26 protein-coding genes and 1 tRNA gene are annotated in these 24,974 nt (G+C 71.8%); 8 read left to right on the forward strand and 19 right to left on the reverse strand.

Translation table 11 applies throughout. From position 1 onward, the window contains the following. Positions 1-3 precede the first annotated feature (3 nt). The 9 genes from ACFY0P_RS32055 to ACFY0P_RS32095 all read right to left on the reverse strand — a co-directional run bounded on the left by ACFY0P_RS32055 (position 4) and on the right by ACFY0P_RS32095 (position 8,086). Positions 4-750: an ABC transporter ATP-binding protein gene (locus ACFY0P_RS32055; protein WP_388920898.1), complete on the reverse strand. Its 747-nt coding sequence runs from the start codon at positions 748-750 to the stop codon at positions 4-6. After that, positions 747-1,280: a PadR family transcriptional regulator gene (locus ACFY0P_RS32060; RefSeq protein WP_388920900.1), complete on the reverse strand. Its 534-nt coding sequence runs from the start codon at positions 1,278-1,280 to the stop codon at positions 747-749. Before ACFY0P_RS32060 ends, ACFY0P_RS32055 begins: the two co-directional genes overlap by 4 nt. Positions 1,281-1,431: 151 nt before the next feature. Further along, positions 1,432-2,592 carry a class I SAM-dependent methyltransferase gene (locus tag ACFY0P_RS32065; RefSeq protein ID WP_388920902.1) on the reverse strand — a complete coding sequence of 387 codons (1,161 nt, stop codon included), beginning with the start codon at positions 2,590-2,592 and terminating at the stop codon, positions 1,432-1,434. Positions 2,593-2,622: 30 nt separating this feature from the next. Next, positions 2,623-3,858, reverse strand: coding sequence for a beta-ketoacyl-[acyl-carrier-protein] synthase family protein (locus tag ACFY0P_RS32070; protein ID WP_388920904.1), 1,236 nt, complete (start codon positions 3,856-3,858; stop codon positions 2,623-2,625). Further along, on the reverse strand, positions 3,858-4,094 hold the full coding sequence (locus tag ACFY0P_RS32075; protein WP_388920906.1) for an acyl carrier protein: 237 nt from the start codon (positions 4,092-4,094) through the stop codon (positions 3,858-3,860). Before ACFY0P_RS32075 ends, ACFY0P_RS32070 begins: the two co-directional genes overlap by 1 nt. 33 nt (positions 4,095-4,127) lie before the next feature. Next, positions 4,128-5,150, reverse strand: coding sequence for a beta-ketoacyl-ACP synthase III (locus ACFY0P_RS32080; protein ID WP_388920908.1), 1,023 nt, complete (start codon positions 5,148-5,150; stop codon positions 4,128-4,130). A gap of 188 nt (positions 5,151-5,338) precedes the next feature. Continuing rightward, a complete protein-coding gene (locus ACFY0P_RS32085; protein WP_388920911.1) occupies positions 5,339-6,424 on the reverse strand; it encodes a sulfotransferase in 1,086 nt (361 codons plus the stop codon). Further along, positions 6,421-7,611, reverse strand: coding sequence for a cytochrome P450 (locus ACFY0P_RS32090; protein WP_388920913.1), 1,191 nt, complete (start codon positions 7,609-7,611; stop codon positions 6,421-6,423). Before ACFY0P_RS32090 ends, ACFY0P_RS32085 begins: the two co-directional genes overlap by 4 nt. Continuing rightward, positions 7,598-8,086: a hypothetical protein gene (locus ACFY0P_RS32095; protein WP_388920916.1), complete on the reverse strand. Its 489-nt coding sequence runs from the start codon at positions 8,084-8,086 to the stop codon at positions 7,598-7,600. Before ACFY0P_RS32095 ends, ACFY0P_RS32090 begins: the two co-directional genes overlap by 14 nt. A 397-nt stretch (positions 8,087-8,483) precedes the next feature. Between ACFY0P_RS32095 and ACFY0P_RS32100 the strand changes: the two genes are divergently transcribed. Then, positions 8,484-9,821, forward strand: a complete 1,338-nt coding sequence (locus ACFY0P_RS32100) for a sensor histidine kinase (protein ID WP_388920919.1) — start codon at positions 8,484-8,486, stop codon at positions 9,819-9,821. Then, positions 9,809-10,453, forward strand: a complete 645-nt coding sequence (locus ACFY0P_RS32105) for a response regulator (protein ID WP_388920922.1) — start codon at positions 9,809-9,811, stop codon at positions 10,451-10,453. Before ACFY0P_RS32100 ends, ACFY0P_RS32105 begins: the two co-directional genes overlap by 13 nt. 561 nt (positions 10,454-11,014) lie before the next feature. Here ACFY0P_RS32105 and ACFY0P_RS32110 read toward each other — a convergent pair. The 3 genes from ACFY0P_RS32110 to ACFY0P_RS32120 form a co-directional block, all read right to left on the reverse strand. Then, positions 11,015-11,254 carry a PQQ-binding-like beta-propeller repeat protein gene (locus ACFY0P_RS32110; RefSeq protein WP_352366111.1) on the reverse strand — a complete coding sequence of 80 codons (240 nt, stop codon included), beginning with the start codon at positions 11,252-11,254 and terminating at the stop codon, positions 11,015-11,017. 479 nt (positions 11,255-11,733) lie between these two features. Further along, positions 11,734-13,701 (reverse strand): WD40 repeat domain-containing protein, encoded by a 1,968-nt coding sequence (locus tag ACFY0P_RS32115; protein ID WP_388920925.1) that lies wholly within the window; start codon positions 13,699-13,701, stop codon positions 11,734-11,736. A 109-nt stretch (positions 13,702-13,810) separates the two neighbouring features. Further along, positions 13,811-15,373 carry a hypothetical protein gene (locus ACFY0P_RS32120; protein ID WP_388920928.1) on the reverse strand — a complete coding sequence of 521 codons (1,563 nt, stop codon included), beginning with the start codon at positions 15,371-15,373 and terminating at the stop codon, positions 13,811-13,813. A gap of 383 nt (positions 15,374-15,756) precedes the next feature. Between ACFY0P_RS32120 and ACFY0P_RS32125 the strand changes: the two genes are divergently transcribed. After that, on the forward strand, positions 15,757-16,962 hold the full coding sequence (locus ACFY0P_RS32125; RefSeq protein ID WP_388920931.1) for a DUF2207 family protein: 1,206 nt from the start codon (positions 15,757-15,759) through the stop codon (positions 16,960-16,962). Positions 16,963-17,864: 902 nt separating this feature from the next. On the opposite strand, the gene ACFY0P_RS32130 is transcribed toward ACFY0P_RS32125, so the two are convergent. After that, positions 17,865-17,938: transfer RNA gene (locus tag ACFY0P_RS32130), tRNA-Pro, on the reverse strand. 105 nt (positions 17,939-18,043) lie between these two features. Between ACFY0P_RS32130 and ACFY0P_RS32135 the strand changes: the two genes are divergently transcribed. Both ACFY0P_RS32135 and cobF read left to right on the forward strand, forming a co-directional pair. Further along, entirely contained in the window at positions 18,044-18,553 is a 510-nt protein-coding gene (locus tag ACFY0P_RS32135) for a DUF309 domain-containing protein (RefSeq protein WP_388920934.1), read from the forward strand. 45 nt (positions 18,554-18,598) lie between these two features. Beyond that, positions 18,599-19,381 (forward strand): precorrin-6A synthase (deacetylating), encoded by a 783-nt coding sequence (gene cobF, locus ACFY0P_RS32140; RefSeq protein ID WP_388920937.1) that lies wholly within the window; start codon positions 18,599-18,601, stop codon positions 19,379-19,381. 245 nt (positions 19,382-19,626) lie between these two features. Here the strand turns inward: cobF and ACFY0P_RS32145 are convergent, their stop codons facing one another. The 5 genes from ACFY0P_RS32145 to ACFY0P_RS32165 form a co-directional block, all read right to left on the reverse strand. Beyond that, entirely contained in the window at positions 19,627-20,373 is a 747-nt protein-coding gene (locus ACFY0P_RS32145; protein ID WP_388920940.1) for a cobalt-precorrin-6A reductase, read from the reverse strand. A gap of 291 nt (positions 20,374-20,664) precedes the next feature. Beyond that, entirely contained in the window at positions 20,665-20,787 is a 123-nt protein-coding gene (ykgO, locus tag ACFY0P_RS32150; protein ID WP_046728129.1) for a type B 50S ribosomal protein L36, read from the reverse strand. A gap of 35 nt (positions 20,788-20,822) precedes the next feature. Next, positions 20,823-21,080, reverse strand: coding sequence for a type B 50S ribosomal protein L31 (locus ACFY0P_RS32155; protein WP_388920943.1), 258 nt, complete (start codon positions 21,078-21,080; stop codon positions 20,823-20,825). Positions 21,081-21,121: 41 nt separating this feature from the next. After that, a complete protein-coding gene (gene rpmG / locus ACFY0P_RS32160; protein WP_046728127.1) occupies positions 21,122-21,286 on the reverse strand; it encodes a 50S ribosomal protein L33 in 165 nt (54 codons plus the stop codon). Positions 21,287-21,390: 104 nt separating this feature from the next. Continuing rightward, complete coding sequence (locus ACFY0P_RS32165; RefSeq protein WP_388920946.1) at positions 21,391-22,164, reverse strand: sulfite exporter TauE/SafE family protein; 774 nt, start codon at positions 22,162-22,164, stop codon at positions 21,391-21,393. Between the two features lie 193 nt (positions 22,165-22,357). On the opposite strand from ACFY0P_RS32165, the gene ACFY0P_RS32170 reads away from it, so the two are divergent. Further along, complete coding sequence (locus ACFY0P_RS32170) at positions 22,358-22,828, forward strand: Dps family protein (RefSeq protein ID WP_388920949.1); 471 nt, start codon at positions 22,358-22,360, stop codon at positions 22,826-22,828. Between the two features lie 13 nt (positions 22,829-22,841). Here the strand turns inward: ACFY0P_RS32170 and ACFY0P_RS32175 are convergent, their stop codons facing one another. Then, positions 22,842-23,774, reverse strand: coding sequence for a LysR family transcriptional regulator (locus tag ACFY0P_RS32175; RefSeq protein WP_388920952.1), 933 nt, complete (start codon positions 23,772-23,774; stop codon positions 22,842-22,844). Between the two features lie 71 nt (positions 23,775-23,845). Between ACFY0P_RS32175 and ACFY0P_RS32180 the strand changes: the two genes are divergently transcribed. Then, positions 23,846-24,733, forward strand: a complete 888-nt coding sequence (locus ACFY0P_RS32180) for an SDR family NAD(P)-dependent oxidoreductase (protein ID WP_388920955.1) — start codon at positions 23,846-23,848, stop codon at positions 24,731-24,733. Further along, the gene (locus ACFY0P_RS32185) at positions 24,730-24,942 is read left to right on the forward strand and encodes a response regulator transcription factor (protein WP_388920958.1); all 213 of its coding nucleotides are present in this window, start codon (positions 24,730-24,732) and stop codon (positions 24,940-24,942) included. The genes ACFY0P_RS32180 and ACFY0P_RS32185 overlap by 4 nt, the downstream gene beginning before the upstream one ends. The last annotated feature ends 32 nt before the right edge of the window (positions 24,943-24,974 follow it).

The following is a 24,974-nucleotide window of genomic DNA, read 5'->3' on the forward strand; positions in this document are numbered from 1 at the left end:
TTGTTACTCCCCCAGACCCGCGAGTTCGCCGAGCCGGCGCCGCTGGCCGTCCCCGGACAGCCTGGTCTGGCTGACCATCTTGCCGTCGCGCATGGTGACCAGGACGTCCGCGGTGGCGGCGATGCGCTGGTCGTGGGTGACGATGACCAGGGTCTGGCCCGCCTCGTGCAGGTCGTCGAAGAGGCGCAGGACGTCGAGCATGGCCTCGCTGTCGAGGTTGCCCGTCGGCTCGTCCGCGAGGACGACGACCGGCTCGTTCACCAGGGCGCGGGCCACGGCCACGCGTTGCCGCTGGCCGCCCGAGAGCTGGGACGGCAGATGCCCGGCGCGGTCGCCGAGTCCCACACGGTCGAGGAGGTTCTCCGCCCGATGCCGGGCGGTGCGCGCCGAGCCGCCGGCGAGCAGCGCGGGCAGCTCCACGTTCTCCAGGGCCGTCAGTTCCTCCATGAGGTGGAACGCCTGGAAGACGAATCCGATCGACTCCCGGCGCAGCCCGGCGAGCCCCCGCTCGGTCATCTGGTCCATGCGCTGGCCTGCCAGCCAGATCTCGCCGGAGGAGGGCCGGTCCAGGCCGCCGAGCAGGTGCAGCAGCGTCGATTTCCCGCAGCCGCTGGGGCCGGTGACGGCCACGGTCTCCCCCGGCGCCACGTCGAGGGAGAAGTCGTCGACCGCGCGCACGAGGCCGTCGCCCGCTCCGTACTCCATGCGCAGCCCGGAGGCTCGCAGCACGCAGTTGTTCTTGTCTGTCATGGGTTGTTCACCTTTCGACCACTCCAACTCTGTTCGCAGGCATCGAGCCAGCGCAGATCTGCCTGGAGCCGCAGCACGATCCCGGTGAGCAGCAGCGCCGCGGGGTCGGAGTCGTCGGCTCTTTCCATGGCCGCGCGTTGGGTGTCCCGCAGCCGCTGCAGGAGCTCGCGCCGCTGGGCGTTCACGATCGCCACGGGGTCGGCGAGTCCCGCCTTGGCGGCGGCGACCAGCTTGAGGTGGAATTCGGTCAGGTCCGGCTTGGGCCAGCTGACTTCGTTGATCCAGTCGTGGACCCGCTCCTGGCCCTTCGCCGTGATCGAGTAGACCTTGCGGTCCGGTCGGTCCGGAAGGCCGGGGTCCTGCTCCGAAGAGACGAGGCCCACCTTCTCCAGCCGGGTGAGCGTGACGTAGATCTGGCCGGCGTTCATCGAGTCGCCCAGCGGCCCGAGGGCGTCCCGCAAGCTCACGCGCAGCTGATACCCGTATGCCGACGTCTTGGCCAGCAGGGCGAGCACCACTTCCTGCCTCACGATCCCCCTTAGCTAACGGCTATCCATATAGCTAACCGCTACCATAGCAGGCGTCAACTGCTCGGCAGGGCGGGGCACTTCGGGCCGAACACGCAGGTGAGGGGCCGGAGAGAGAGCTCTCCGGCCCCATGGGGTCGAGGTAAGAATCGGGTCAGTTCTCGGCGACGATCACGTGCTGCCCGAGCACGTCCTGCCCGGTCTCGGCGGGCGCCAGCACCGCCACTCGGCCGAATCCCACCTCGGCCAGCAGCGCCGCCCAGGTGGCCCGGTCGGCGAGCGGCGTGCGCGGAATCCGCGTGTCGGCGTCCTCTGTGCGCCACCACCCTTCCAGCAGACCGAAGGTGAGGGTGGTGAACACCAGCGGCGACGTGATCTCCCGCAGTACCAGCCGGCCGCCGGGGCGCAGCAAGCGCCGCACGTTGGCCAGCGTGGGCCGCAACTCCCGGGTGGCATGCAGGACGTTGGCCGCCACGACGACGTCGAACTCACCGTCCTCGCAGCCCTGCGCGGCGAGGTCGCCTTCGATGTCCAGGAGCCTGAACTCCATGCCGGGGCCCGTCGCGCCGAACTGCTGCCGCCCGTAACGCAGGAAGCTCGCGGAGATGTCCGAGTACACGTAGTGCAGACGGCCGGCCTCGGGCGGCACCGCCGACAGCAGCTCGGCCGTCGTGCCTCCGGTACCGGCTCCGACCTCGAGGATCCGCCGCGGCGCGGGTCCGGCGCCGGCGTCCACGTGGGCGGCCACGGCCTGGGCGACGAGTTCGTTGAGGCGATCGGAGACCGGGTCGCCGCGGTAGACGCGCTCGACCTTCTCCATCGACCAGCCGGGGAACAGCACCGAGATCGGTTTGGTCTCACCGCGCAGGAGCCTCGGATACTCGCCGAGACAGATCCTGGTCAGCTCCACCTGCGCGGCCACTTCGGGGTACGCGGCGACGAGTTCGGCGCTCTCCGCCGTCAGGTCCCGTCCGGCGAGATCCCGGACGATGCCGGTGGCCCGGACGGTGTCCCCGTCGCGTTCGAGGTGCCCGGCGGCGACGAGGATCTCCAGCAACGCGTCCCAGAGGCTCCGGTGCGCCGGCGCCACGCCGAGATCGTCGGTCAGGGTGGCGCTCCGCCGCTCCTCACCGGCCTCGGTGAACGCCCCCATCTCCTGCAGCGCCCGCAGCAGCAGGCGCCCGCTGAGCGTGTCCCGGCGCGTCCAGCCCTCGGCCAGCCGCGCACCGTCGAGGGCGGGGCCGAGGGAACGTCCGGCCAGCGGGTCCCATGCCGCTGCTGCGGCCGGCGACGCGGCGTCGACGGATGCCTTCATGTTCGGTGCCTCCACATCGCTGGACACTTGCTAGGCGCGGGTCATGACGAGGACCGCGTTCTGGCCGCCGAACCCGAACGAATTGCTGAGCGCCACCTCGACGGGCAGGGTTCTCGCGGCCTTAGCGACGACGTCCATGTCGACGGCCGGGTCCAGGGACGCCAGGTTGGCGGTGGGCGGAACGCTGCCGTGGGCGAGGGTGAGCGCCGTCACCGCCGCCTCGATCGCCCCGGCGGCGCCGAGCGCGTGGCCGGTGACGCCCTTGGTGGACGTGAGGAGCGGACGTTCCCCGAGCAGGCGGCGCATCGTCCGGGCCTCCACCTCGTCGTTGAGCGGGGTGGCCGTGCCGTGGGCGTTGACGTGGTCGACGTCCGCGGGGGAGAGCGCCGCGTCGCGCAGCGCCGCAGTCACCGCCCTCTCGACCCCGAGTCCGTCGGGATCGGGCAGGTTCGGATGCGTTCCGTCGGCCGAGGCGCCGTACCCGCTGAGCCGGGCGTACACCCGGGCGCCCCGCGCCTCGGCGTGCGCCGTCCGTTCGAGGACCAGCACCGCGGCGCCCTCCCCGATCACGAACCCGTCGCGGTCCGCGTCGAACGGCCGGGAGGCCGCGGCGGGGTCGTCGCGCCGGACGGACAGGGCGCCCATGCGGGCGAAGGGGGCGACCACCAGCGGGCAGACGCTCGCCTCCGCTCCCCCGGCCAGTACGACATCGCAGACCCCCGACCGCAGCAGTTCCCGGGCCGTGCCGAGGGCGGTGGCGCCGGAGGCGCAGGCGGTGGAGGTGACGAGGTTGGGGCCCGCCGCGCCCAGGTCGATGGCGATCTCGCCGGCCACCATGTTCACGGCGGCCTGCGGAATGAGTCGCGGGGAGACGTTCGCCGGGCCGTGTTCGAGGATCCTGCGGCTCTCGCGCTCCCAGGCGATCATGCCGCCCAGTGCGGTGCCCATCACGACACCGACGCGCGCCGGTTCCCAGGCCGAGGTGTCCAACGCCGAGTCGGCGACCGCCTCACGGGCGGCGGCCAGGCCGAACTGGACGTGCCGGTCGAGGCGGAACGCCAGGCGACGGCCGAGCAGCCGGTCGCCGTCGAAGCCGGGGACCCGGTAGGAGAAATCGACGGGTACCCCGTCCAGCTCCGGATCGGTGCTCGCGGTGGAGATGCCGGCCAGCGCGGTGCGCCAGGTCTCCTCAGTGCCGACGCCCGCCGCCGTCACCAGGCCGAGGCCGGTGACGGCGACGTCGAAACGGCCGCGCGGGGTGGGCATCAGACGCCCGCGCCCTTACTGGCCAGGAGGGCTGCGGCCGTCCGCACCGTGTGCCGGGCGGTGAAGTCGTCGTCACCGACGCTCACTCCGAACTCCTCCTGGGAAATCATCGCGAGTTCCACCAGGCTGATCGAGTCGATGTCCAGCTCGCCGAACGTCAGGTCCGGGTCCACCGCGGCGGACAGGCCGAATCTCGAGGTCAGCAGCGCGGCCAGACGCTCCTCGATGGCGTTCATAGCACTCCTCCAGGACGACGAAGGTGATTGCGGTCACTGCACGACGATGTCCGGCCAGACCACCGCCGTAGAGCCCCAGGTCGCTCCCCCGCCGAACGCGGTCAGCAGGACGCGGGCGCCCGCGCGGAGGGCCCCTCGGGCGACGGCGTCGGCGAGGGCCAGCGGGATGGAGGCGGCGGCGGTGTTGCCCACGCGCTCGACGTTGCTCACCCGGCGCTCGGGCGGGATGCCCAGCCGCTCGCCGACGGCGTCGGTGATCCGGGCGTTCGCCTGATGGGGCACCAGGCAGTCCACGTCGCCGGGCGTCCAGCCGCGGCGTTCGAGGACCGCCCGCGAGGACGCGGTCATCCGCTCCACGGCGGCACGGAAGACCGAGCGACCGTGCATGGTGAAGTAGCCGAGTTCCCGGGCCGCGGGATCCCCGGACCGCGACCGGGAACCGCCGTCGGGAATCATGATCAGCTCGCCGAGGGTGCCGTCGCTGCCCAGATCCATCGGCCCCAGCGCGCCAGGCTCCCGCGCGTCACCGGCACGGAGCACGACGGCCCCCGCGCCGTCCCCGAACACGACCCGGCTGGACCGGTCGTCGGGGTGGACGATCGTGGAGAACGTGTCCGCGCCGATCAGCAGAACGCGCCGGGCGGCGCCGGTGCTCAGCAGTCCGGCGGCGGTGGCGAGCCCGTACACGAATCCGGTGCAGACGGCCGACAGGTCGAAGGCGGGCGTCCCGGTCATGCCGAGCCGGGACGCCACCTCGGGGGCGGTCGCCGGGCACGGGCGGTCGGGCGTGGCCGTGGCCAGGACGACGAAGTCGACCGAGTCGACGCCCGCCGACTTCAACGCCCGGGCGCCCGCCTCGGTGGCGAGGTCGCCGGTGGCGGTACCCGGGTCGACCACGTGCCGCTGCCGGATGCCGGTACGGCTGACGATCCAGGCATCGGACGTGTCGAGTTCGGTGCTGAGCTCCGCGTTGGTGACCGCACGCGGCGGCAGACAGGCTCCGAGACCGACCACGACGGCAGCGTCCCGGCGTTGCTCCGGCCTCGTGTCCAGCATGGTTCCCCCCGTCCGCGGATACCCCGGCGGCCCCTAGGCGCTCGTACGCGCCGGGCACGCAGCCGGGATTCAGCCGGTTCGGGCCCGGGCCGCGAACGCCGGCACGGTGGGATTCTGCCGTGGGGGTCTGCGCGGCGCCCATCGTTCAACTGCGGCGCTCGATCACTTGAACGGCATGCCCGCAGCGGTCAGTGCCAGGCGCCCCGCCCGTAGAGCCGGTTCATCCCCATGCGGCACGAGCGGGTCAGTTCCGCCCACTCCCGCTCGTCGACCTCGGACCGCGCGTCACGGCCTTTCGTGATGCCGGCGGCCTGCCGGTCCTCACGGGCGAGGTCGCGGGCCACGCCGAGGAAGGCGAAGAGCGCGCGGATGCTCTCCCGTGGGCCGCGGACCAGGTCGCCGTAGTCGAGGGAGAGCAGCCGGGGTTCCGGCGGCAGGGCGGGGAACCCCGCGGCGACCATGTTCGACCACATCAGTCCGTACCTGGCCAGCGGAACGTCGAAGCGGTCGAAGGCGGCCCGGGTCAGCCGGCCGGGGGCCAGTTCGGTGAGTGTCCCGTGCCCGGCCGGCACCCCCGACGGGGGTTCGGGGGTGCCGGGCTCCTCCGCGTACGGGTCGTACCCGAACGCGGCGCTCAACATGGCCTGGATGGCCGTGAGTTTGAAACGCGGATGCCGGCTCATCGACAGCGCGCACTCGCGGCCGTCGCGGAACATGTGGATGACGCGCGCGTCGGGGAACAACCGCAGCAGTGCGGCCGTCTGGCCGAGAGATCCGCCCGATCGTTCCACGACGACGCCGGGCCGGCGCCCGCCGGACAGCGTCTCGAACAGCCACCACAGGTGCTCCGACAGCGGCTGCCGGGGCAGCGTGGGTGCCTGTGCCTCCAGCACCGCGTACAAATCGTCCGGGCGGTCGGTCAGATGGGGCAGGGTGACTCCCGCGACAGGGGGCAGCTCGGCAGGCCACGCGAACCGGCTTGCCCCGGGGCGGGGTTCGAAGACCGGGTAGGTCACTTCGGGGGCCACCTTGAAGCGCAGCAGCGTGGAGTCCGCCCGATGGGGAGTACTCAGCAGCCTCCAGAAATCGGCGCCGTCCATCTCGCGTTCGGCGAGGTTGCGGCCGCGCAGCCCGGCGAAGAGCTCGGACACGCTCAGGACGTCGGGGTGTTCGCGCAGCACGTCGGACAGCGCGGTCGACCCGCAGCGGCCCGTGCCCAGCACCAGGCAGATCGGCGGACGCTCCGCCGCGCCCCAGGCGGACGACACCGTCATCGTGCCCCTTCCCCGGTCCGCTCGGTGTCCCAGGCCACCATCAGCCGGGACAGGCCGCGGGTGGCGAGGCCCTCCTTCCACGTCACGGGTTCGGGGACGGCGGCGAGCCGCAGCGTCGGGAACCGGTGCAACAACCGGGTCAGCACGATACGCAGTTGGAGGGTGGCCAGCGGGGCGCCCAGGCACCGGTGCGCGCCGTGGCCGAACGCGATATGACCGGGGTTGCGGTCCTCCAGGGCCGGCCGCATGGGATCCTCGAACACCTTCCCGTCGCGGTTGGCGTCCAGGAACGACACGATGACCGCCTCCCCGGTCCCGACCACGACGTCGCCGAGACGCACCGGTTCGAGCGCGATACGCGGGAAGCTGATCAGCGAGGCGGGGTTGAGCCGCATGGCCTCCTCCACCGCATGGGGCACCAGCTCCGGCCGCTCCCTGAGCTGGGCGGCGGTGGGCGGATCGGACAGGATCGACAGCACCATCAGGCCGATCTGGCCGATCGTGGACTGGAATCCGGCCATGAGCAGGGTCAGGCCCATGGTGAGGGTCTCCGTCTTGGACAGCCGGCCCGCCTCCTGCTCACCGAGGAGAGTGCTGAGCAGGTCCTCCTGCGGGTCGCGCCGCTTGTCGCCCAGCAGCCGGGTGATGTAGCGCGCCAGTTCCAGTCGGCGGCGGTACTGGGTCTCCGGTCCGGAGGCGATGTCGAACAGCACCTCGACCCAGCCTTTGAAGCGGTCGCTGTCCTCCTCCGGCACGCCCAGCAATGCGCACAGGACCGTGAGCGGAAGGTGGGCCGCGACCGTGGAGACGAAGTCGACGGGTGCCTCGGAGACAGCCATGCGGTCGAGGAGTTCGTCGGTGAGCCGTTCGATGAACGGTGCCATCGCCGCGATCCGGTGTGTGGTGAAGGCGCCGGCCGTGGTGCGTCGCAGCCGGGCGTGCTCCTCGCCGTCCATGCTCATGATCGATTCGGGTACGGGTTCCGCGTCGAGCAGCTTCGGCGCCTGCGCCGTGACCGCGTCCGAGCGGCTGAAACGACGGTCCGTCAGTACGAAGCGGGACAGCGCGTAGTCGCGCACGAGCCACATGCGGTCTCCGGCCGGAGTGACGATCGACGCGACCCCGCCGGTCGCCGAGCGCAACGCCTCGGGTATCGGCCCCAGGAGATCCATGTCATGCGTTGTCACCAGCACGCTCCTTCGAGCTCCGGGTGTGTGATGCTGTGGTAGCCGAATCAGCACTCGCCGGGCAACCGTTCCGTTGTGCCGGCCGGTGCCGGTCCGGGCGGACCGCGCCGGCTGCGTCGTCGCGTCCGCGCTCGAACCCGGCCACCCCGCCGGTGCCCGTCGCGCCGACGGCGAGCACGGCGCAGAGCACGGCCAGCGGGATCTCGGCGCCGGCGGCCATGGCCACGGCGAGGAGGCGATCGGCCGACGAAGCGGCCGTGGTGACGTCGAACCAGGCGTCGACCAGCAACAGCGTGGCGGTGGCGGTCCCCGTCAGCGCGGCCGTCGGGTGAGCGCGCCGCAGCAGTGATCCCGTCGCCGTCAGCCCGAGCGCTTCGGCGGCGTCCAGCCCGACCCACGCGAGGGACCAGTGCGCGGCATGCGCGCTGCGGGGCAGCGTGACCGCCAGGAAGACGAGCCACGGAAGCATCGCCACGCCCATGCCGACCAATGCGAACCCCGCCCGGCGCCGACCGGGGCCGGCCCGCCCGGCCTGTCGTGAGGCCCGAACACCGCGGGCTAAGGGATCCGCTGCGGCGGCGTTCGCGCTCCCCGTCTGCCCGCGCCTGTCCCGCACGAGAGGCTCGGAGCCCGGGTGGGCCGCGGTGCCGGCGGCCGGGGAGAGGCGGTCGGGCGGCGGACAGCTTCGGATGGTCATGCACGCCTCCTGGCGTCGTCCCTCGGCAGGTGTCTGCCGTCCCGACCAGGGTCGCCATCGAGGAACAGCGTGTCAGTAACGTGGCATTCCGGCTCCATGGTGGTGCTGGGTACACCCCGGATCCTGGTGCCGGCGGGACCGACGGCCTGGGCAGGGCTGGCCTATCCTGGGGCACATGACCGAACCGGGTCCGCCGGACGTGCGTACCTTCCTGGGCAGTGCCCGTACTGGGTGGGAGTCATGGTGGGCGCGGGTGCTGCTGGACACCCGCTTCGTGCTCGCAGGGGTGCTGGTCTGCCTTCCCACCCTGGCGGTCCTGTCGGTGTCCTGCCTGTTCATCAGTCCGAAGGCCGTGTCCTCGGTGCTGGTCAACCCGAAGGCCCTGCCTTCCCTGATCCTCGCCCTCGGTACCTCGCTGGTGCTGCTCGCGCTCCTGACGCGTCCTCAGACCACGCTGCAGCGCTGGCGGCTGCGGGTCCTGCGTGGCGTGGTGGTCACCCCCGCTGACGACGGACAGGCGGCGGGATCACGGTCTTCCGGTACCCGCGCGCTGTTCCGGCCGGTCCGGCTCCTGGCCTCCCGGATCACCTGGCGGCAACTCGCCTACCACCTCGTGGCCGCCCCCGCCGCGGCGCTCGGCGGCCTGCTGGTCGTCGCCCTGTGGCTGGCCGGCGCGGCAGCGGCGAGCGCGTATGCGTGGGCGTGGGCGGTACCGGGGGGTGACCGGACGAGCCAGGTCGGCTATCCCGCCGACGCCACGGGCCTGACGGCGGGGGGCCTGATCCTGTTGCTGCTGGCGATGCTCACCTCGCGGACCGTCGCCCGGCTCGACGCCGGTGCCGCGCTGGCGCTGCTCGGGCCCACGCGGGCGCAGTTGGCGAAGCGGGTGGAGAACCTGACGGAGAGCCGGGCGGGCCTGGCCGACGCCGCCGACGCGGAACGACGGCGCATCGAACGGGATCTGCACGACGGTGCGCAGCAACGCCTGGTGTCCCTGGCGATCAACCTCGGCCTCGCCCGGGCCACCCTCACCGATCTGCCCGAGGAAGTCTGTCGGGTCCTCGATGAGGCGCACCTGGAGGCGAAGGAGGCCATCGCCGAACTGCGCGACCTCGCCCGCGGGTTGCACCCGGCCGTCCTGGACGACCGCGGGCTCGACGCCGCGTTGTCCGGTGTCGCCGCTCGCTCCCCGGTCCCGGTCCGACTACGGGTGGACCTGCCCCGCCGCCCGTCGCCGACCGTGGAAGCGGTCGCCTACTTCGTGGTGTCCGAGGCACTGGCCAATGTCACGAAGCACGCCCGCGCCTCGCGGGTGGAGGTCACCGTCGGCTGTGTCTCCGATCTTCTCCGCGTGACCGTGACCGACGACGGTGTGGGGGGTGCCGACGCCGCGCGCGGCACCGGTCTGGCAGGTCTGCGCCGGCGTGTCGGCTCGGTGGACGGGCGCCTGCTCCTGAGCAGCCCGCTCGGGGGCCCCACGGTGATCACCGCGGAGCTGCCGTGCGGGCGGTGATCGCGGAGGACTCCGTTCTCCTCCGGCTCGGGCTGGTGCGCGTGCTGGAGACCATGGGCTTCGAGGTCACCGATGTGGTGGGCGATGCCGAGGCGCTGCTGGCCGCGGTCGAGACGAGCCGGCCCGACGTGGTGGTCGTGGATGTGCGGATGCCTCCGGGCTACTCGGACGAGGGGGTGCGTGCGGCGCTGGTCATCCGCCGGCAGTGGCCGGAGGTGGCCGTGCTGTTGCTGTCCCAGTACGTCGAGGAGCGCTACGCGGTGGACCTGCTGACCGCCAACACCTCGGGTATCGGCTACCTGCTCAAGGAACGGGTCACCGATGTGGAGGACTTCGTCGACTCCCTGCGCCGGGTGGCCGCCGGCGGTACCGCGCTCGACCCCGAGGTCGTCTCCCAGCTGCTGTTGCGTCGGCACAACGACCCGCTCGAACGACTCACTCCGCGGGAGCGGGACGTACTCGGGCTGATGGCGGAGGGCCGGTCCAACGCCGCCATCGCCGCCGCGCTCAAGGTCAGCGACAGCGCGGTGGCCAAGCACGTGAACAACATCTTCGCCAAGCTCGATCTGCCACCCGACGAGGCCGACCACCGCCGTGTCCTGGCCGTGCTCCGCTTCCTCGGCCCGCACTGACCGGCAAAGGAGATCCGCCGGCGCACCGACCGCGGTCTCCCCGACCGCACCGCCCCGCTCCCCTCAAGGGCGCCGGTCCCAACCGGTCCCCGAGAATGATCAAGGGCCGGTTTCGGATGCTTCCGAAACCGACCCTGACCTGCGACTGTCTCCAGTCGGGACGACAGGATTTGAACCTGCGACCCCTTGACCCCCAGGAGTAAGGGGCAAGGGTATTTTTCTGGATAGAACGGATCTGATCAGGACGCATGATGTGCGCAGCAGGATCCCTCGTGCGCCATCGCGCACACTGTGTGGTCCCCAACTGGTCCCCACCGACGGTCATAGCTCTGCCGCCAGACGCTCCCTGAAACGTGTCGACGCCATGGCCAGGTCCACCGGCTGGACGCTGCCGCACAGGTACCGTCTCCCCGAGGGCGACATCTTCTCTCTGGTGAACTACGCAAGCCTTCGGTCAATGGTCTGCGACGCGCTGCACGAGTCCGGTCTGCATCGCATCGCCTATCGCACAACGGAGGTGCGCGCAGAGCGAGGGGTGAACCGCCGGGTTCGGTAGAGATCTCAGAGGGCCGGCGCTGTCGGCGAAGTACACAACGCCGGTGCCGGTAACGGCGATGCCTCGATCGGGGAGTCGTTGGGCAGTGTCCAGCGTCGCTGTCCGGTGTCCGCGTCGACCGCCACCAGATCGAAGAGATCATCATGGACATGGACGGCGCCGTCGGCTATGGCCGGCGTCCGGTAGGGAATGCCCCCGCCGGGTACCTTCCACAGCGGTCTGTCGCCGACGTCGACACCAGTCATCGCTCCCCCTGCGCAGGCATCGTTGGCCTTCCGCGTTCACCCGGCGCCCTTGTACGCGACCAGACCGCGCAAGCCGGCAATGAAACGAACCCCGGCATGTCGCTTTTGGGCGGCGCAACCGTGAATCCGCGTGCTCCTACAGCCCGTTGGCCTCGCCCGGCCTCGCAACTCTCGGGTCCCGTCACGATCGAAGCCGACGCGAGACGGCTACGACGGATCGATGGGACAACGCGGACCGGCCGGAGAGTTGGACGCCGCACGGGCGGTGAACTCCCGGCCCGGCGCCGCGGGACGGCGTCCTCAGCCGATGCAGCGCGGCGTGCCCGCCCATCCCGTCGGTGGCCGGACGAGCCGCGCGGGGGGCGGTATCCGCGAGGCTCGGGCCACAGGCACCGGCCTGTCGCGCACGTCGCGCGGTTGCTCGGCATCCGTCCCGAGGCTCCGCGCGACGGGGTGAGACGGCTCTCGGCTGAACGCGTTCATCGTCTGGTGAGCGGGAGGCTGAGGACCCCGCGGTCGTGCCCGACGATCAGATCCGGACCCGCGGTGGCCAGACAGGTGAGCACCACATCCAGGGCGATGTGCCCCACCGCGCCGGTCTCCGGTTCCCATACCCTCAGCCGGTGACCGTGACGGGTGCCGGTGACCAGGACCGTGCGGCCGTCGTGCAGGGTGGAGGCGGTGATGACCGGCAGGCCCCCGGTGCCTGTCGAGGCGGGCAGACCGTCGCCGACCGGGGCACCGGTGGCAAGGTCCCACAGCATGACCACGCCCTGGTTGTCTCCGGTGGCCAACATGGTTCGGTCGGGTGTGGGCACAGCCGCCACGGTTACCACCCGGTGGTCGGCATCGGCGAGGGCACTGGCGCTCAACTGCACGGCCGCGCCGTTTTCCCAGGGGTCCTCGACGGCCGGGTCCCACACATGAAGGCGGCCCGCGGTGTCCGCGGCCGCGATCAGTGTGTGGCCGGCGGCGATCGGGACGGCGGCGATCGACTGGATCGGACTGCCATAGGGGTTGAGGCGCCCGACGCACTCACCGGTTTCCGGATCCCACAGCCGGACCGCGCCTTTGGGGGTGGCGGTGACGAGCAGGGTGCGGCCGTCGGGGACGATGGCGACACACATTCCGGTCACCCCGCCAGGCCAGTCCCCGGCCGGTTCGCGGATCGGCTGCCCGGTGACGGGGTTCCACAGGGCGATCGTCCCGGTGTCGCCTCCGCTCGCCAGAAGGACGCGGCCGTCGGGCAGGGGCAGGGCCGTCATCGAGCGGATACGGTCACGATGTCCTGGCAGCGGGGCATGGACGAGCCGGGCGTCGGCCACGTCCCACAGGCACACCACGCCCCTGTCCCCGGCGCCGGCCACGAGCGTCGGCCGACCCGGGCAGGACACCACCGCCAGCGCGTCGACACCCCCGGATGAACCGGGCGCCGAATCGGAGAACACCGACATACGGCCCCAGGGGGTGCCGTCGGCCGCGAGCACCGCGTTCCCGTTCTGCCGGAACCGAGTCGCCGCTTCACCTGTTCGTCCGGGCGCCGTCGACTCCACCGTGGCGGCCGACTCGTCGGAGTCCGCCCGCGCCTCCGTCGGACGGTGCCGGGGGCTCGCACCGGCCGGGTTCTCCGCCAGGCCGTCGGCGATCGTCCACGTCCGCTCGCAGTCCCAGCAGCGGAAGTCTCCGGTGAGCGCCATCAGTTGGCGGGCCAACTCCCTTGCGTCCTGTTGCGGGGTGCCCGCGACCGCCACCATGCCGACGACCAGACACAGGAGGGCTTGCCCCGGTGTTTCGGGGGGTAGCCCGGCCATCGCGACCTCACGTGCCACCCGCAGGAAGGGCTCCCACTCCTCTCCCACCGCTTCCTCGCGCAATGCTGCAGCGACCTCGCCCCAGGTATGTCCTCCCTGCCTGACATGGGCGGGATCAGGGAGCCCCGGAGCCTCGGCGGGCGGACGTGCCGGGTCGACGAAGAAGTCGGGGATCTCGGTATCACTCTCGCACTCGGGACATATCAGCAGGAGGTCAGCTTCCCGGGGATCGGGGAACCGCCACAACGCTTCGCCCATGTGGTGGCCGGCGAAGGCCACGCAGGCGAGCACGAGGTGGGCACAGACCTGCGGAGCAGTATCGGCGGCAAGGAGGCTTCGGGTGGCCGCCCGCTCGGCCAGACGCAGTGCGGCGCCGAACCCCGTCTCGAGATCAGCCGGGACGGGGGGCCTGTCCTCCGCAGTCACGATGCATCCCAAGTCCACCCAGAAGTCGGCGGTCTGTCCCGGAGGCAGGGCCGCTGCCGCCTCGATGAGATGCGGCAGAGCGGCATAGGCCCCGTCGAAGACGGTCCCGTCGTCCATCAGACCGCCGGCCAGGTACGTCCAGGTCTGCCTCCATCCATCGCCGCTCCCGGCGGCAGCCGCGGAGGACAACTGCTCCAGGAGTGCTTTCACCTCTTCGACCTTCACACCGTCGAGGTCAAGCCAACGAGGGCTGTGCAAGGGCAGCTTCGGAATCATGGAACGAGTCTCGCAGGCAGCACTGACAGGAGGCTGCCCCGGATCAGCTCATCATCTGATCGGCGACCACTGCCACGGAACGGGGCACGATCCGCTCCAGGACCGGCAGAACGGGATCCCAGTCGCCCGCAACCCTCACGGCCTGCGCGGCGAGCCTGCGGGCGTGGGACGGCTCGGACAACTCCACGAGTGAGGCCAGGGCGCGGGCTCGTGTCGCGCGGTGGGCGATCGAGCGGGTGAGAGCCTCGGCCCGGGTGTGATCGCCGTGCCGGGCCGACTCCCGGACGACCGCGACCAGTGCCTCGCCCTGCGCCCAGCGGTCGTCGATCGAGTGGACGAGAGCCTCGGCCCAGCCTGGATCGCCACCCCGGGCCAGCTCCCGGACCACTTCGATCAGCGCCCTGTCCTGTGCCCTGCGGTCGTTGATCGTGTGGGCGAGAGCCTCGGCACCGCCCGTGTCACCGGACCGGGCCAGTTCTCCGACGATGTCGGCCTGCCGCGCCACGGACAGATCGGGGTCGAGACGGCCGGCGAGGGCCATGGCCCGCTCGACCTGCCCATGCCTGGCCAGCAGGAGTGTCACGGACCTCAGCAGAATGTCGTGATCACGGCCGTAGCCGGTCTCGAGCAGTGTCTCGGCCCGGTCGGCAAGGGCCAGGACCACGTCCTGGTCGGCGCTGTGAACGACCGCGTCCAGCACACAGGCCATGTCCCAGGCGTCGAGCGGGGATCCGGGAGGGAACGGGCGAACGGCGGCCTCGTCCAGGTCTCCTTCCGGGACCACCATGTCCTGTTCGGCGGCTTCGCCGAGCGCCCACCCGCATACCGTGCCCCCGGCGCCGACGGCTGGTCCGGGCGGGGTGCGCAGGAGAGCATCGAGCCGGTCAAGGTCTCCCGTCAGCGCCTCGCGGGCCAATACCACCGCCAGGGGCCGTGGCTCGGACCACCCCGTCGAGTTGCGGGACAGGGCGATGTCCTCCACGCGGTCGGCAAGTGCGGCGGCCCGGTCCTGGTCGCCGCTGGCGACGGCCACCTCCATGAGGAGGGCGAGCACCTGTTCCGTCCCGTCGGCGGCGTAAGAACTCACCACGTCGTCGGCGCGAGCGGCGAACCTGAGCGCCTCGTCGATGTCGCCGCTGTCCGCCACTGCCTTCGCCAACAGGGCCCAGGCCCACCCCCAGTTGTGCGGGTAACGGATCCTCTCCGCCAGAGCGACGGCCCGGTCACGCTCACCGGCACGGGCCCACGCCGGCACGAGGGCGACCAGTGCCCGGTCCCGCACCTGCCGTAGGGGAATCGACTCGGCCAGCGCCTGAGCGCCGCCCAGGTCTCCCGCGCCCGCCGCGGCCCGCACCAGCTCCAGTAGTTCCGTACCCTGCTGGAGCTCGTCACTGATCGTGTACGCCAGCTCGGCCGCGCGGACGAGGTGGCCGGTGCGGGCAAGCGCCCTCGGGAACCACCCACTGGTGAGACCGGTGCTCGAGTGCCTGCCCACAGACAGCCGCAGAAGGGTCAGCAGGCAGGGCTCGAACCCCCCTTGCGCGATGTCCCTTCCCACGTCGTTCTCGGGTGCCAGGCCGCGACGCAGCTCCCGTTCCCGCGTCATGAAAAGCTCTGGCCCCCACTGGGCCAACCCCTCTGACATGCCTGGTGCCCCCCTTGGCGAAGCCCCTCAACTGCGCACCTGCGCAGGCGGCCCAACAGTAACGGGGCCCCGGCCTGACGGAGTCTCGCCAGTGGCCTGGCCGAGACGCTGGTCCCGTTGGTGCGCAGGAGGGCGACAGCGCGCCCGCGCAGCTGAATCGCCGCAGAGATCCACGCACCCGCTGAGCCCGTTATTTCAACAGGGCAGCGGTGAACATCGCGTGGCTCTCAGCTCGGACATCAGCTTCGACGATGCCTTGGCTGCGTGATTTCCCCGATGCGGTGATCCCTAAGAGCATCTACAGTCGTCTCGGTCACATTTCTGGGGGGCGTATGAAATATCGAATGCTGACCGCCGGTGTGGTGAACCTGCTTATGGGAGACGGGGAGACAACTCCGAAGGGCATCGAGACCACCGCCCTGGAAATGGTCCGCACAGGCCGACTGCAGGGTGAGGAGAAGGCCGACGGTACGGTGACCGTACGGATCGTCCCGCAGACCGCCGACTCGGCACCGCTGCGGCCCGTCGAGGAACTGGTGGTCGAACGGATCCGACGGCGCTGCCGAAGCGGTGTCGACCGCGTACCGATAGGCGCCCTCGGGCCGGGCGACGGCGACGACTTCTGGGTATGGTGGCGCGGCTTTCAGAACAGCGTCCGCAACGAGGCGACCGTTCTTGGCCTCATACGGCCGGCCCGGAACAAGTACGTGACGCTGCTGTATCGGGGTGCGGCCCTCGCGGCCTGGTTCGGCGCCCTGTGGGCCGGCGTTTCGTTCAGTCCCGAGGGGATGCGGATCATTCTCAGAGCGGTCCTCGTGCTCAGCCTGTTGGGGCTGGTGCGACTGTCAGACGTCCCGCTCGCATCCGGGCCCAGGTTGACGGCCGCCGGACGGCAGGCCGCGCGCGAGTGGCGGACCCACGACCGCGCTGGAGAGCATCGGCTGCCCAAACGCCAGGTGGGAGCGGCTGGTCCCGAATCGGCGCTTCCCGTACGCGAGCCGCAGCGGATCTGGTCCGCGTACGGCAGATCGTGGCACGTCGTGGACGCCGGGCCGCTGGACACCCCGCGCTGGGGACACCTGCGGCAGCTCGTGCTGCTGGCCGTGGCCGTGTGCGCCGCCTGTGGCGTCCTGGTCGCGGTGACCCTGACCGCGCACCGCCCGGCGTTGGCCTGGGAATGGGACACCGCTCCGTTGCTCACCGGCGTACTGCTGTGGGGTTTGTGGCTGCCGGCCCGCCGCCGGGTCCTGGCCGTTCCCGACGAGGCGAGCTTTCGCGGTGCCGTCATCTCGCGCTGGGACTACGACACCCACTACGACGACCCGCCCACGGACATCACGCACTACTGCTGCTCCATCGAGGACCCGGCGACGCGGAAAGCCTGGTCCTTCGAGGTCGACCAGTGGAGCCGACCGATGTTCTCACGCGAAGGGAACCCGGAGCTCAAGGACCGGTTCCGGGTAGGGGACGTCGTCGATGTCCACTGCAGCCCGCGGCGGCGCAAGATCCATCAGATCAGTGTGGTCGAGGCCGTGTCGCGGACCGACTGACGATTCCAGCGACGAGGCGTCGTAACCGCTATCGGTTCGAACTACCACGCAGCCGTAGACGCTGGGTCGGCCAGAACCTCCGGGTACGCGTCCAAGATGGAGGCACAGAGGAAGCCCAGCAGCGGACTGGTCGGTACAAAGCGGTACTTCCCACCAGACGGTGGCGACGAGCCTCGCGCCTCGACCGTCCGCCGGTCCCTGCGTCCAGGGCGCGAGCCATACCGCAACGCGGGCATCCTCTCAGCCGAGTTGTGCCGGACCCCCAAGACGGGCCTCTAGGTGCCGGATGGCCCCTGTCTCACGCCGGCCCAAGCCGCACTCGTCCACGTCGACCCTTGAAGCCACCACTCCCGAGACCTACTTGACAGTCGGCGCCGACGACCTGCTCCGCCACTGACCGACGTCGAGGCCACCGGCACGGTGAAGTTCGCAGACCATGCATGCACATGCCGCAGGGAACCTCGTCGCCGCTGGGGGCTCCCTGGACCTTCTTGGGCCGTCCGGCTGCATCAACGGGCGGCATCAGGGTTCAACAGCCGTAATTGGCACGAGTCAGCAGGCCCATCGACATCCGTGCCACACGCTGCCTCAGGGCCAAACCGGCGCGATGCCAGACGTCGATAGCTGCCAGCCTCCGGGAGGTCACGTCCGATGAAGTGGTGTACCGACGGCCACTCCACGAGACGGGCCCCGCCGCCATCATCTGTCCGGGACGCACTAGAAAATCACAGGTCAAACCATGTATCCGCGCCACCGGCCTGCCATCTGTGGCGCACCTTGACTGGGTCAAGGTGCGCCACAGCCCCTTCAACGTGAACTGGTCCCCAAGCGGTCCCCAAGAATAATCAAGGGACCGCTTCAGATCCCCTCTGAAACGGCCCCTGACCTGCGACTGTCTCCAGTCGGGACGACAGGATTTGAACCTGCGACCCCTTGACCCCCAGTCAAGTGCGCTACCAAGCTGCGCCACGTCCCGATGCGTTCACTCGCGGTGATCCGCGTGATCGCGCGAACAGCACCTTACCCCACCTCCCCCGGCGGGCAGAAAGAGGGCGGGGGCGGTGGGGGGAGAATCGGTCGTATGGGAAACGCGGGAACAGGGGCACGGGACCGGGACGCCGAGGGGCGGGCGCGCAGTGCGCGGCCGCGCGACGGGCTGGGGCGGCCGCTGCCGTACGGCGCGCCGGGCGTCGAGCGGCAGCCCGAAGGGGTCGTACGGACTCCGGAGGAGACGGTCGCCGAGGCACAGGCGCTGCTGGACGCCGGGAAACCGTTCCACGCGCACGAGGTGTTCGAGGACGCCTGGAAGTCGGGGCCCGAGGCCGAGCGGACGCTGTGGCGGGGGCTGGCCCAGCTGGCGGTGGGGCTCACGCACGCGGCCCGCGGGAACGTGACCGGCGGGGCGCGGCTGCTGCGCCGCGGCGCGGGCGCGGTCGAGGAGTGGGCGGCCGGGGGCGGGGTGCCACGGCCGCACGGGATCGATGTCGACGGGCTCGCGCGGTGGGCGCGGGAGCTGGCCGGGCGGGTGGAGGGCGGTGCCGGGAGCGTCGAGGCGGAGGGCGAGGCGCCGCGGCTGCGCGGCTCCCGGTAGCACCGGGGTGACCCGCTGTCAGTGCCATGCGGCAGACTCGGGGGCGTGCGAGAGATTCATGTCATCGGTATCGGCGCGGGCGACCCCGACCAGCTCACCCTCCAGGCGGTCCGGGCCCTGAAAGGCACGGACGTCTTCTTCCTCCTCGACAAGGGCGAGGTGAAGAGCGACCTGACACAGCTTCGCCGGGACATGCTCGACACGCACATACCGGACGGCGGTTACCGGCTGGTCGAGGCGCGGGACCCGGAGCGGGACCGGGCCGCGGGCGGCGGGGCGTACTCGCCGGCCGTCGGCGACTGGCGCAGCGCCCGCGCGGACATCTACGAACGGCTGATCCGCGAGGAGCTGGGCGAGGACCAGACCGGCGCCTTCCTGGTGTGGGGCGATCCGTCGCTGTACGACAGCACGCTGGCGATCCTGGAGGAGGTGCTGGCCCGGGGCGCGGTGCGGTTCGCGTACGACGTGGTGCCCGGGATCAGCAGTGTCTCGGCGCTGGCGGCCAGGCACCGTACGGGGCTGAACCGGGTGGCCCGGCCGGTGCAGATCACCACCGGGCGGCGGCTCGCCGAGGGGCTGCCGGACGGGGTGGACGACGTGGTGGTGATGCTCGACGCGCACCAGGCCTTCCGCCGGTACGCGGACGAGGACATCGACATCTACTGGGGCGCGTACCTGGGCACCCCGGACGAGATCCTGGTCTCCGGCCCGATCGCCGAGGCCGGTCCGCGCATCGAGCGGCTGCGGGCCGAGGCACGCGAGCGCAAGGGCTGGATCATGGACACGTATCTGCTGCGCCGCAAGCCGGAGGTTCCGAAGGAGGGCTGAGGGCTATGCGGGTCGAACTGCCCACCCGGCCGCTCGACCCTCACGAGGCCCGGGTTCTCGGCCACGCCTGGGCTGCTGGCTGAGGGAACGCGTCCAGCAGGACCTGGGCCGCCCCTTGGGCGCCGACCTGCGCGCCGCGGTGGACGCCACGGCAAGCGGCTGCTGGTCGAGGGTCCGCCCGACGGACTGTCCTGAAGGCGGCGGAGCCGACGCCTGCCGCCCGGACAGCGTGACGTCCGGGGCGGTCACGCGGGGCCGAACCCCAGCCGTTCCAGTACACCGGCGACGTCCGGCACCACCGTCACGCCGTCCGGCAACGGGGGCCGCCGGACGACGACCACGGGCAGCCCGAGCTCTCGTGCGGCCGTGAGTTTGGCGGCCGTGGCCGCTCCCCCGCTGTCCTTCGTGACCAGGACGTCGATCAGGTTCCCGCTCAGCAAGGCGGTCTCGTCGGCGACGGTGAACGGCCCACGCGCCAGCAGCACTTCGGTGTGCCGGGGCAGGGGCGGCTCAGGGGGTTCCACGGACCGTACGACGAAGTGCCGGTCCGTCAGGTGGGCGAAGGCGGACAGGCCCAGGCGGCCGGTGGTGAGGAAGACGCGGGGGCCGAAGCGGGACAGCGCGGCGGCCGCCGCGGGCAGCGACGGGACCGGGTGCCAGTCGTCGCCGGGGCGCGGCTGCCAGCCGGGGCGGCGCAGGACGACGGAGGGGATTCGGTTGGCCCGGGCGGCGCGGGCCGCGTTCGCGGTGATCGTCTCGGCGAAGGGGTGCGTGGCGTCCACCAGCGCGGCCACGCGGTGTTCGCGAAGCCAGTCGCCGAGCCCTGCCGCCCCGCCGAACCCGCCGATCCGCACCTCACCGGCGAGCGTGCCGGGCCGTGCCACCCGGCCCGCGAGCGAGGTCGTGACACGGACTCCGGGGCGCCCCGACAACTCGGTGGCGAGGCGGCGGGCCTCGGCGGTACCGCCGAGGACGAGGACGTGCGGGGACATGGGGCGAGCGTACGGGGTCCGTCGGAGAGGGCGGGGCCGTGGGGCCGGAGACCGAGCGCATCGGGCGACCGACCGCATCGGGCGATCGACCGCCACGGGCGCCACGGACGGGGCAGGTTTTCTCAGGGTCTTCCGGCCCGCCGGGTCTTCGAGCCCGTCCGCCCGGTCCTGTCGGAACCGACCGGAACGCATCTCGCGACGCACGACGGCCGCCCGACCGGCACGAACGCCGGGACGTGCGACGGCCGCCCGGCGGGATCGCCGGGCGGCCGTCGTGGGACGGGACCTCCGTCAGCCCTGGCGGGCCTTGAAGCGGGGGTCCTTCTTGTTGATCACGTAGACCACGCCGCGTCGGCGGACCACCTGGGCGCCGGGCTTGGCCTTCAGTGAGCGCAGGGACTTGCGCACCTTCATGGTTCTGTTCTCCTCGGGTCGGTCACCGGGCCGGGTCAGCCGCGGGCGGCGGCGCGGCCGTAACGGCGCTCGAAACGCTCCACGCGGCCGGCGCTGTCCAGGACCCGCGCCTTGCCGGTGTAGAAGGGGTGCGACGCGGACGAGATCTCCACATCGATCAACGGGTAGGTGTTGCCGTCCTCCCACTCGATCGTCCGGGACGAGTCGGCGGTGGAGCGGGTCAGGAACGCCGTGTCCGCGGCGCGGTCCCGGAAGACCACGAGGCGGGACGCGGGATGAATGCGGGCCTTCATGGGGTTTCCTCTCTTGGTTGCCGGTGCGCTTGCGGTCGGCTTCAGCGCTCTTCGCGGAAGTCGACGTGTGCGCCGGCCACCGGGTCGTACTTGCGCAGGACCAGCCGGTCGGGGTCGTTCCGGCGGTTCTTGCGGGTCACGTAGGTGACGCCGGTCCCGGCCGTCGACTTCAGCCTGACAACGGGACGCGCGGTGCTGCGTGCCATGAGGTTCTCCCTTCGCCCACACCCGGGATCTTTGATCCGAGCATGTCATTCACGACCTCTGCAACAACGCCTCCCGCCCGTGCATTCCCGGGCCGCCGGACCGGTCAGCGCAGCAGGAGCTGCAGCCCGCCCAGGACCGTCGCCGCGATGACCAGCTGCTCGAACAGCCGCTGGTTGATCCGGTGCACCGCCCACCTGCCGATGAGCGCGCCGGGCACCACGAACACCACGAGCGCGGCGTCGAGCAGCAGTGAGGTGCCGTCGATCAGGCCGAGGCCGGCGCTGAAGGGGACCTTGGAGAGGTTGACGATCAGGAAGAAGAACGCCGAGGTACCCAGGAAACCGAGTTTGCGGAAGCCGGCCGACAGCAGGTACATCGACATCACCGGACCGCCGGCGTTCGCGACCATCGTGGTGAAGCCGCCGAGGACGCCGTACGAACCGGCCTTCGCCCGCCCCGCCCGGGTGGTGACCGCGTCCGGGTCGTCGGGGCGGTCGGCCGTGCGGCGCCGCCACAGCGTGACCCCGGCCATCAGCAGCAGGATCGCGCCGATCGAGGTCCGTACGACGCCGTCGTCGGCCCAGACCAGGAACAGCGTGCCGATCACCACGCCGGCCGCGACCGCCGGGAACAGCCGCCACAGCGTGGGCCAGTGGGCGTGCCTGCGGTAGGTCGCCACGGCCAGCACGTCGCCCGCGATGAGCAGCGGGAGCAGGACTCCGGTGGAGGCGCGGGCCGGGAGGACCGCGGCGAAGATGGCGAGGCTGACGGTGTTGGCCCCGCTGACGGCGGTCTTGGAGAAACCGACGAGCAGGGCGGCGAGTGCCAGGGCGGCGAACTCCCAGCCGGATATGTGCCAGAGCGTCATCGTGTTCATGCGAGGACCGATGTTATGTCCGGACAACCGGAGGGTGTAAGTACCGTCTCGCTGATTGGCCCCGGCACCCTCCAGACAGGGGTGCGGACCGACCCCGACGTGCGTGTCCGTGCCCGGGCGGTCGCGTTTGCCGGTGTTCGGCGGGGGCACCCGCGCAGCGATGACGGCACAGCTCAGAAGGGAGACGCGCACCATGTCCGTGGTGAAGAGCACGCTGCCCGACGAGGCGCTCCGGGTCACCGGAGGCGCCCTCCAGGAGACCCTGGTGGATCTGCTCGGACTGTCACTGATGGGGAAGCAGGCGCACTGGAACATCGTGGGGCCGCGGTTCCGCTCGATCCATCTCCAGCTCGACGAGGTGGTCGCCACCGCGCGCACCTACTCGGACACCGTCGCGGAGCGCGCCGCCGCCCTGGGTGTGCCGCCGGACGGCCGCCCCGAGACCGTCGCCGCGGCCTTCTCGCTGCCCGGCGCGAAGGACGGCTGGCTGCGCGACGACGAGGTCGTCGACCTGATGGTGCGGACCCTGGAGGCGGCCATCGGGCGGCTGCGCGAGCGGATCGCCGCGACCGACGAGCCCGACCCGGTCACCCAGGACCTGCTGATCGCCATCACCGCGGACCTGGAGAAGCAGCGCTGGATGTTCGCCGCCGAGAACGACTGAGCCCGCGGAACGCTCACTTGGGCCGATCCGGTACGTCCGCGTCGAGCGCGGCCGCCCGCAGGGCGGCCGCCACCCGGGTGACCGCCTCCGCAGGCGGGTGCGGCAGCCGGGCCAGCAGCTGGCGGCGCTGCTCCTGAGGCCCGCCGCGGACCGGCAGGATCCGGACACCGGCCGGCGCCGCGGAGGCCAGGGCGGCCGGTACGGTGGTCAACCCACAGCCGGCGGCGACGAGATGGAGCTTGGCCAGCCAGTCCCGGGCGACGTGGGCGATCTCCGGCCGCTCGTCCAGGCCTGGCCACACGCCCATCAGCCGGTCCTCGCCCGAGGCGGAGCCGGCGATCCAGCGCTGCCCGCGCAGGTCGGCCACGTCGACGAAGTCGCCGCGGGCCAGGGGATGGCCGGCCGGCAGCGCGAGGCACAGGGCGCGCTCGGTGAGGGTCTGGAGCACCAGCGGGGGCGATTCGGCGTCCGGCGCCCGGAACGGGGGCGCCGAGGCGAGCAGGGCCAGGTCGATGCTGCCGGCGCGCAGGGCACGCACCAGTGCGGGGGTGGTGCCCTCGCGGCCGACGACCCGGAGGCCGGGGTCTGTCCGGCGGAGCGCGGTCAGGGCGTGCGGGACCAGTACGGCGCCCGCGGTGGGGAACCAGCCGAGGCGGACCGTCCCGCCCTCTGCGGGCAGCCCGGACAGTTCCCTCGCCGTCGCCTCGATCTCGTCGAGCACGGTGGTCGCACGCCGCATGACGACCCGGCCGGCCGCGGTGAGCCGGACCCCGTCGCGCCGGCGCTCGAGGAGTTCCGCGCCCGCCGCGCGCTCGATGGCGGCGATCTGCCGGGACACCCCGGACTGGGTGTAGCCCAGCGAGGCCGCGGCGGCGGTGAAGGTTCCCTGTTCGGCGACCGCGCGGAAGACCCGCAGCGCGGTCAGTGACACATCGTTGAAGTTCATGACGTTCACGCATACTAGCCGTGCGTAACTCTCGTTGGACTCATGGACGTGCGGTTCCTAGCGTGGGATGCATGAACGCTTCCCGTATCGCCCTCGTCACCGGCGCCAACCAAGGACTCGGCCGCGCCCTCGCGGAAGGACTCGCCGCCCGGCTGGGCCCGGACGACCTGGTCCTGCTCACCGGACGCGACCCCGCGCGTGTGACGGACGCCGCCGTCGAGGTCGCCCGGCTGCCCGAGACGCGCGCCCGCGTCGAAGGCCGGGTCCTGGACGTCACCGACACCGACGCGATCGCCCGGCTCGCCGACGAACTCGGGGTCCGGTACGGCGGGGTGGACGTCGTCGTCTCCAACGCGGTCGCCCGAGTCCTGCCCGAGGACTCGCAGTCGGAGCGGGCCGACGAGTTCATCGACGTCTCGAACACCGCCACCCACGCGATCCTGCGCTCCTTCGGTGCCGTCCTGCGCCCCCGCGGCCGGCTGCTCGTGGTGGCCAGTTCGCTCGGCACCCTCGGCCATCTCGACTCACGGCTGCACCACCTGTTCGACGGCGCCGACCTCGACCAGGTCGAGTACGCCGTCGAGTCCTGGCGCAGCGCCGTCCACAACCGCACCGCCACGGAGGCGGGCTGGCCCGTCTGGCTGAACGTGCCCTCGAAGGTGGCCCAGGTCGCCGCCGTCCGCGCGGTCGCCGCCGAGCGCCGGGAGCAGGACCTGGCCACCGGGACCCTGGTCGCCTCCGTCTGCCCCGGCATGGTCGACACCGCGACGTCCCGCCCCTGGTTCAGCGACTACAGCGGGGCCCAGTCCCCCGCCGAGGCCGCCCGTGCGGTGCTCGACCTGGTCTTCGCCGAGGACGTCGACCCCGGCCTCTACGGCGAGCTGATCCGCTTCGGCAAGCCGCTGCCCTGGCGCGACGGCACACCGCCGGTGGAGCAGGACCGTCTCGTCAAGCCGTGAGCACCGCACCCCTCGCCGGGCCCCTCACCGACCGTGAGCTGGACGTGGTGCGGCTGGTCGCCGTCGGCCGTACCGACGCCGAGATCGCCGCCGAGCTGTTCGTCTCGCTGTCCACGGTCACAACGCGCATGCCCAGCGTCCGGCTCGAGCCGTCGGCCCGGAACCGGGTGGAGATCGTCGCCCGGGCCTGGCGCAACGGCCACGCCTGAGCGGGCTGCAGCACCACACGCGCCTGCCGGGA

The sequence above is a fragment of the Streptomyces sp. NPDC001714 genome (assembly GCF_042892755.1).
GTDB lineage: Bacteria > Actinomycetota > Actinomycetes > Streptomycetales > Streptomycetaceae > Streptomyces.

Bases quoted from the DNA above. Each gene is read 5' to 3' on its own strand.
- ACFY0P_RS32145 (WP_388920940.1), bottom strand. From the start codon at position 20,373: ATGTCCCCGCACGTCCTCGTCCTCGGCGGTACCGCCGAGGCCCGCCGC.
- ykgO (WP_046728129.1), bottom strand. From the start codon at position 20,787: ATGAAGGTGCGCAAGTCCCTGCGCTCACTGAAGGCCAAGCCCGGCGCC.
- ACFY0P_RS32180 (WP_388920955.1), top strand. From the start codon at position 23,846: ATGAACGCTTCCCGTATCGCCCTCGTCACCGGCGCCAACCAAGGACTC.
- ACFY0P_RS32070 (WP_388920904.1), bottom strand. From the start codon at position 3,858: ATGCCCACCCCGCGCGGCCGTTTCGACGTCGCCGTCACCGGCCTCGGC.
- ACFY0P_RS32080 (WP_388920908.1), bottom strand. From the start codon at position 5,150: ATGCTGGACACGAGGCCGGAGCAACGCCGGGACGCTGCCGTCGTGGTC.
- ACFY0P_RS32065 (WP_388920902.1), bottom strand. From the start codon at position 2,592: ATGAAGGCATCCGTCGACGCCGCGTCGCCGGCCGCAGCAGCGGCATGG.
- rpmG (WP_046728127.1), bottom strand. From the start codon at position 21,286: ATGGCACGCAGCACCGCGCGTCCCGTTGTCAGGCTGAAGTCGACGGCC.
- ACFY0P_RS32075 (WP_388920906.1), bottom strand. From the start codon at position 4,094: ATGAACGCCATCGAGGAGCGTCTGGCCGCGCTGCTGACCTCGAGATTC.
- ACFY0P_RS32125 (WP_388920931.1), top strand. From the start codon at position 15,757: ATGCTGACCGCCGGTGTGGTGAACCTGCTTATGGGAGACGGGGAGACA.
- ACFY0P_RS32155 (WP_388920943.1), bottom strand. From the start codon at position 21,080: ATGAAGGCCCGCATTCATCCCGCGTCCCGCCTCGTGGTCTTCCGGGAC.
- ACFY0P_RS32055 (WP_388920898.1), bottom strand. From the start codon at position 750: ATGACAGACAAGAACAACTGCGTGCTGCGAGCCTCCGGGCTGCGCATG.
- ACFY0P_RS32085 (WP_388920911.1), bottom strand. From the start codon at position 6,424: ATGACGGTGTCGTCCGCCTGGGGCGCGGCGGAGCGTCCGCCGATCTGC.
- ACFY0P_RS32135 (WP_388920934.1), top strand. From the start codon at position 18,044: ATGGGAAACGCGGGAACAGGGGCACGGGACCGGGACGCCGAGGGGCGG.
- ACFY0P_RS32175 (WP_388920952.1), bottom strand. From the start codon at position 23,774: ATGAACTTCAACGATGTGTCACTGACCGCGCTGCGGGTCTTCCGCGCG.
- ACFY0P_RS32165 (WP_388920946.1), bottom strand. From the start codon at position 22,164: ATGAACACGATGACGCTCTGGCACATATCCGGCTGGGAGTTCGCCGCC.
- ACFY0P_RS32170 (WP_388920949.1), top strand. From the start codon at position 22,358: ATGTCCGTGGTGAAGAGCACGCTGCCCGACGAGGCGCTCCGGGTCACC.
- ACFY0P_RS32120 (WP_388920928.1), bottom strand. From the start codon at position 15,373: ATGACGCGGGAACGGGAGCTGCGTCGCGGCCTGGCACCCGAGAACGAC.
- ACFY0P_RS32110 (WP_352366111.1), bottom strand. From the start codon at position 11,254: ATGACTGGTGTCGACGTCGGCGACAGACCGCTGTGGAAGGTACCCGGC.
- ACFY0P_RS32100 (WP_388920919.1), top strand. From the start codon at position 8,484: ATGACCGAACCGGGTCCGCCGGACGTGCGTACCTTCCTGGGCAGTGCC.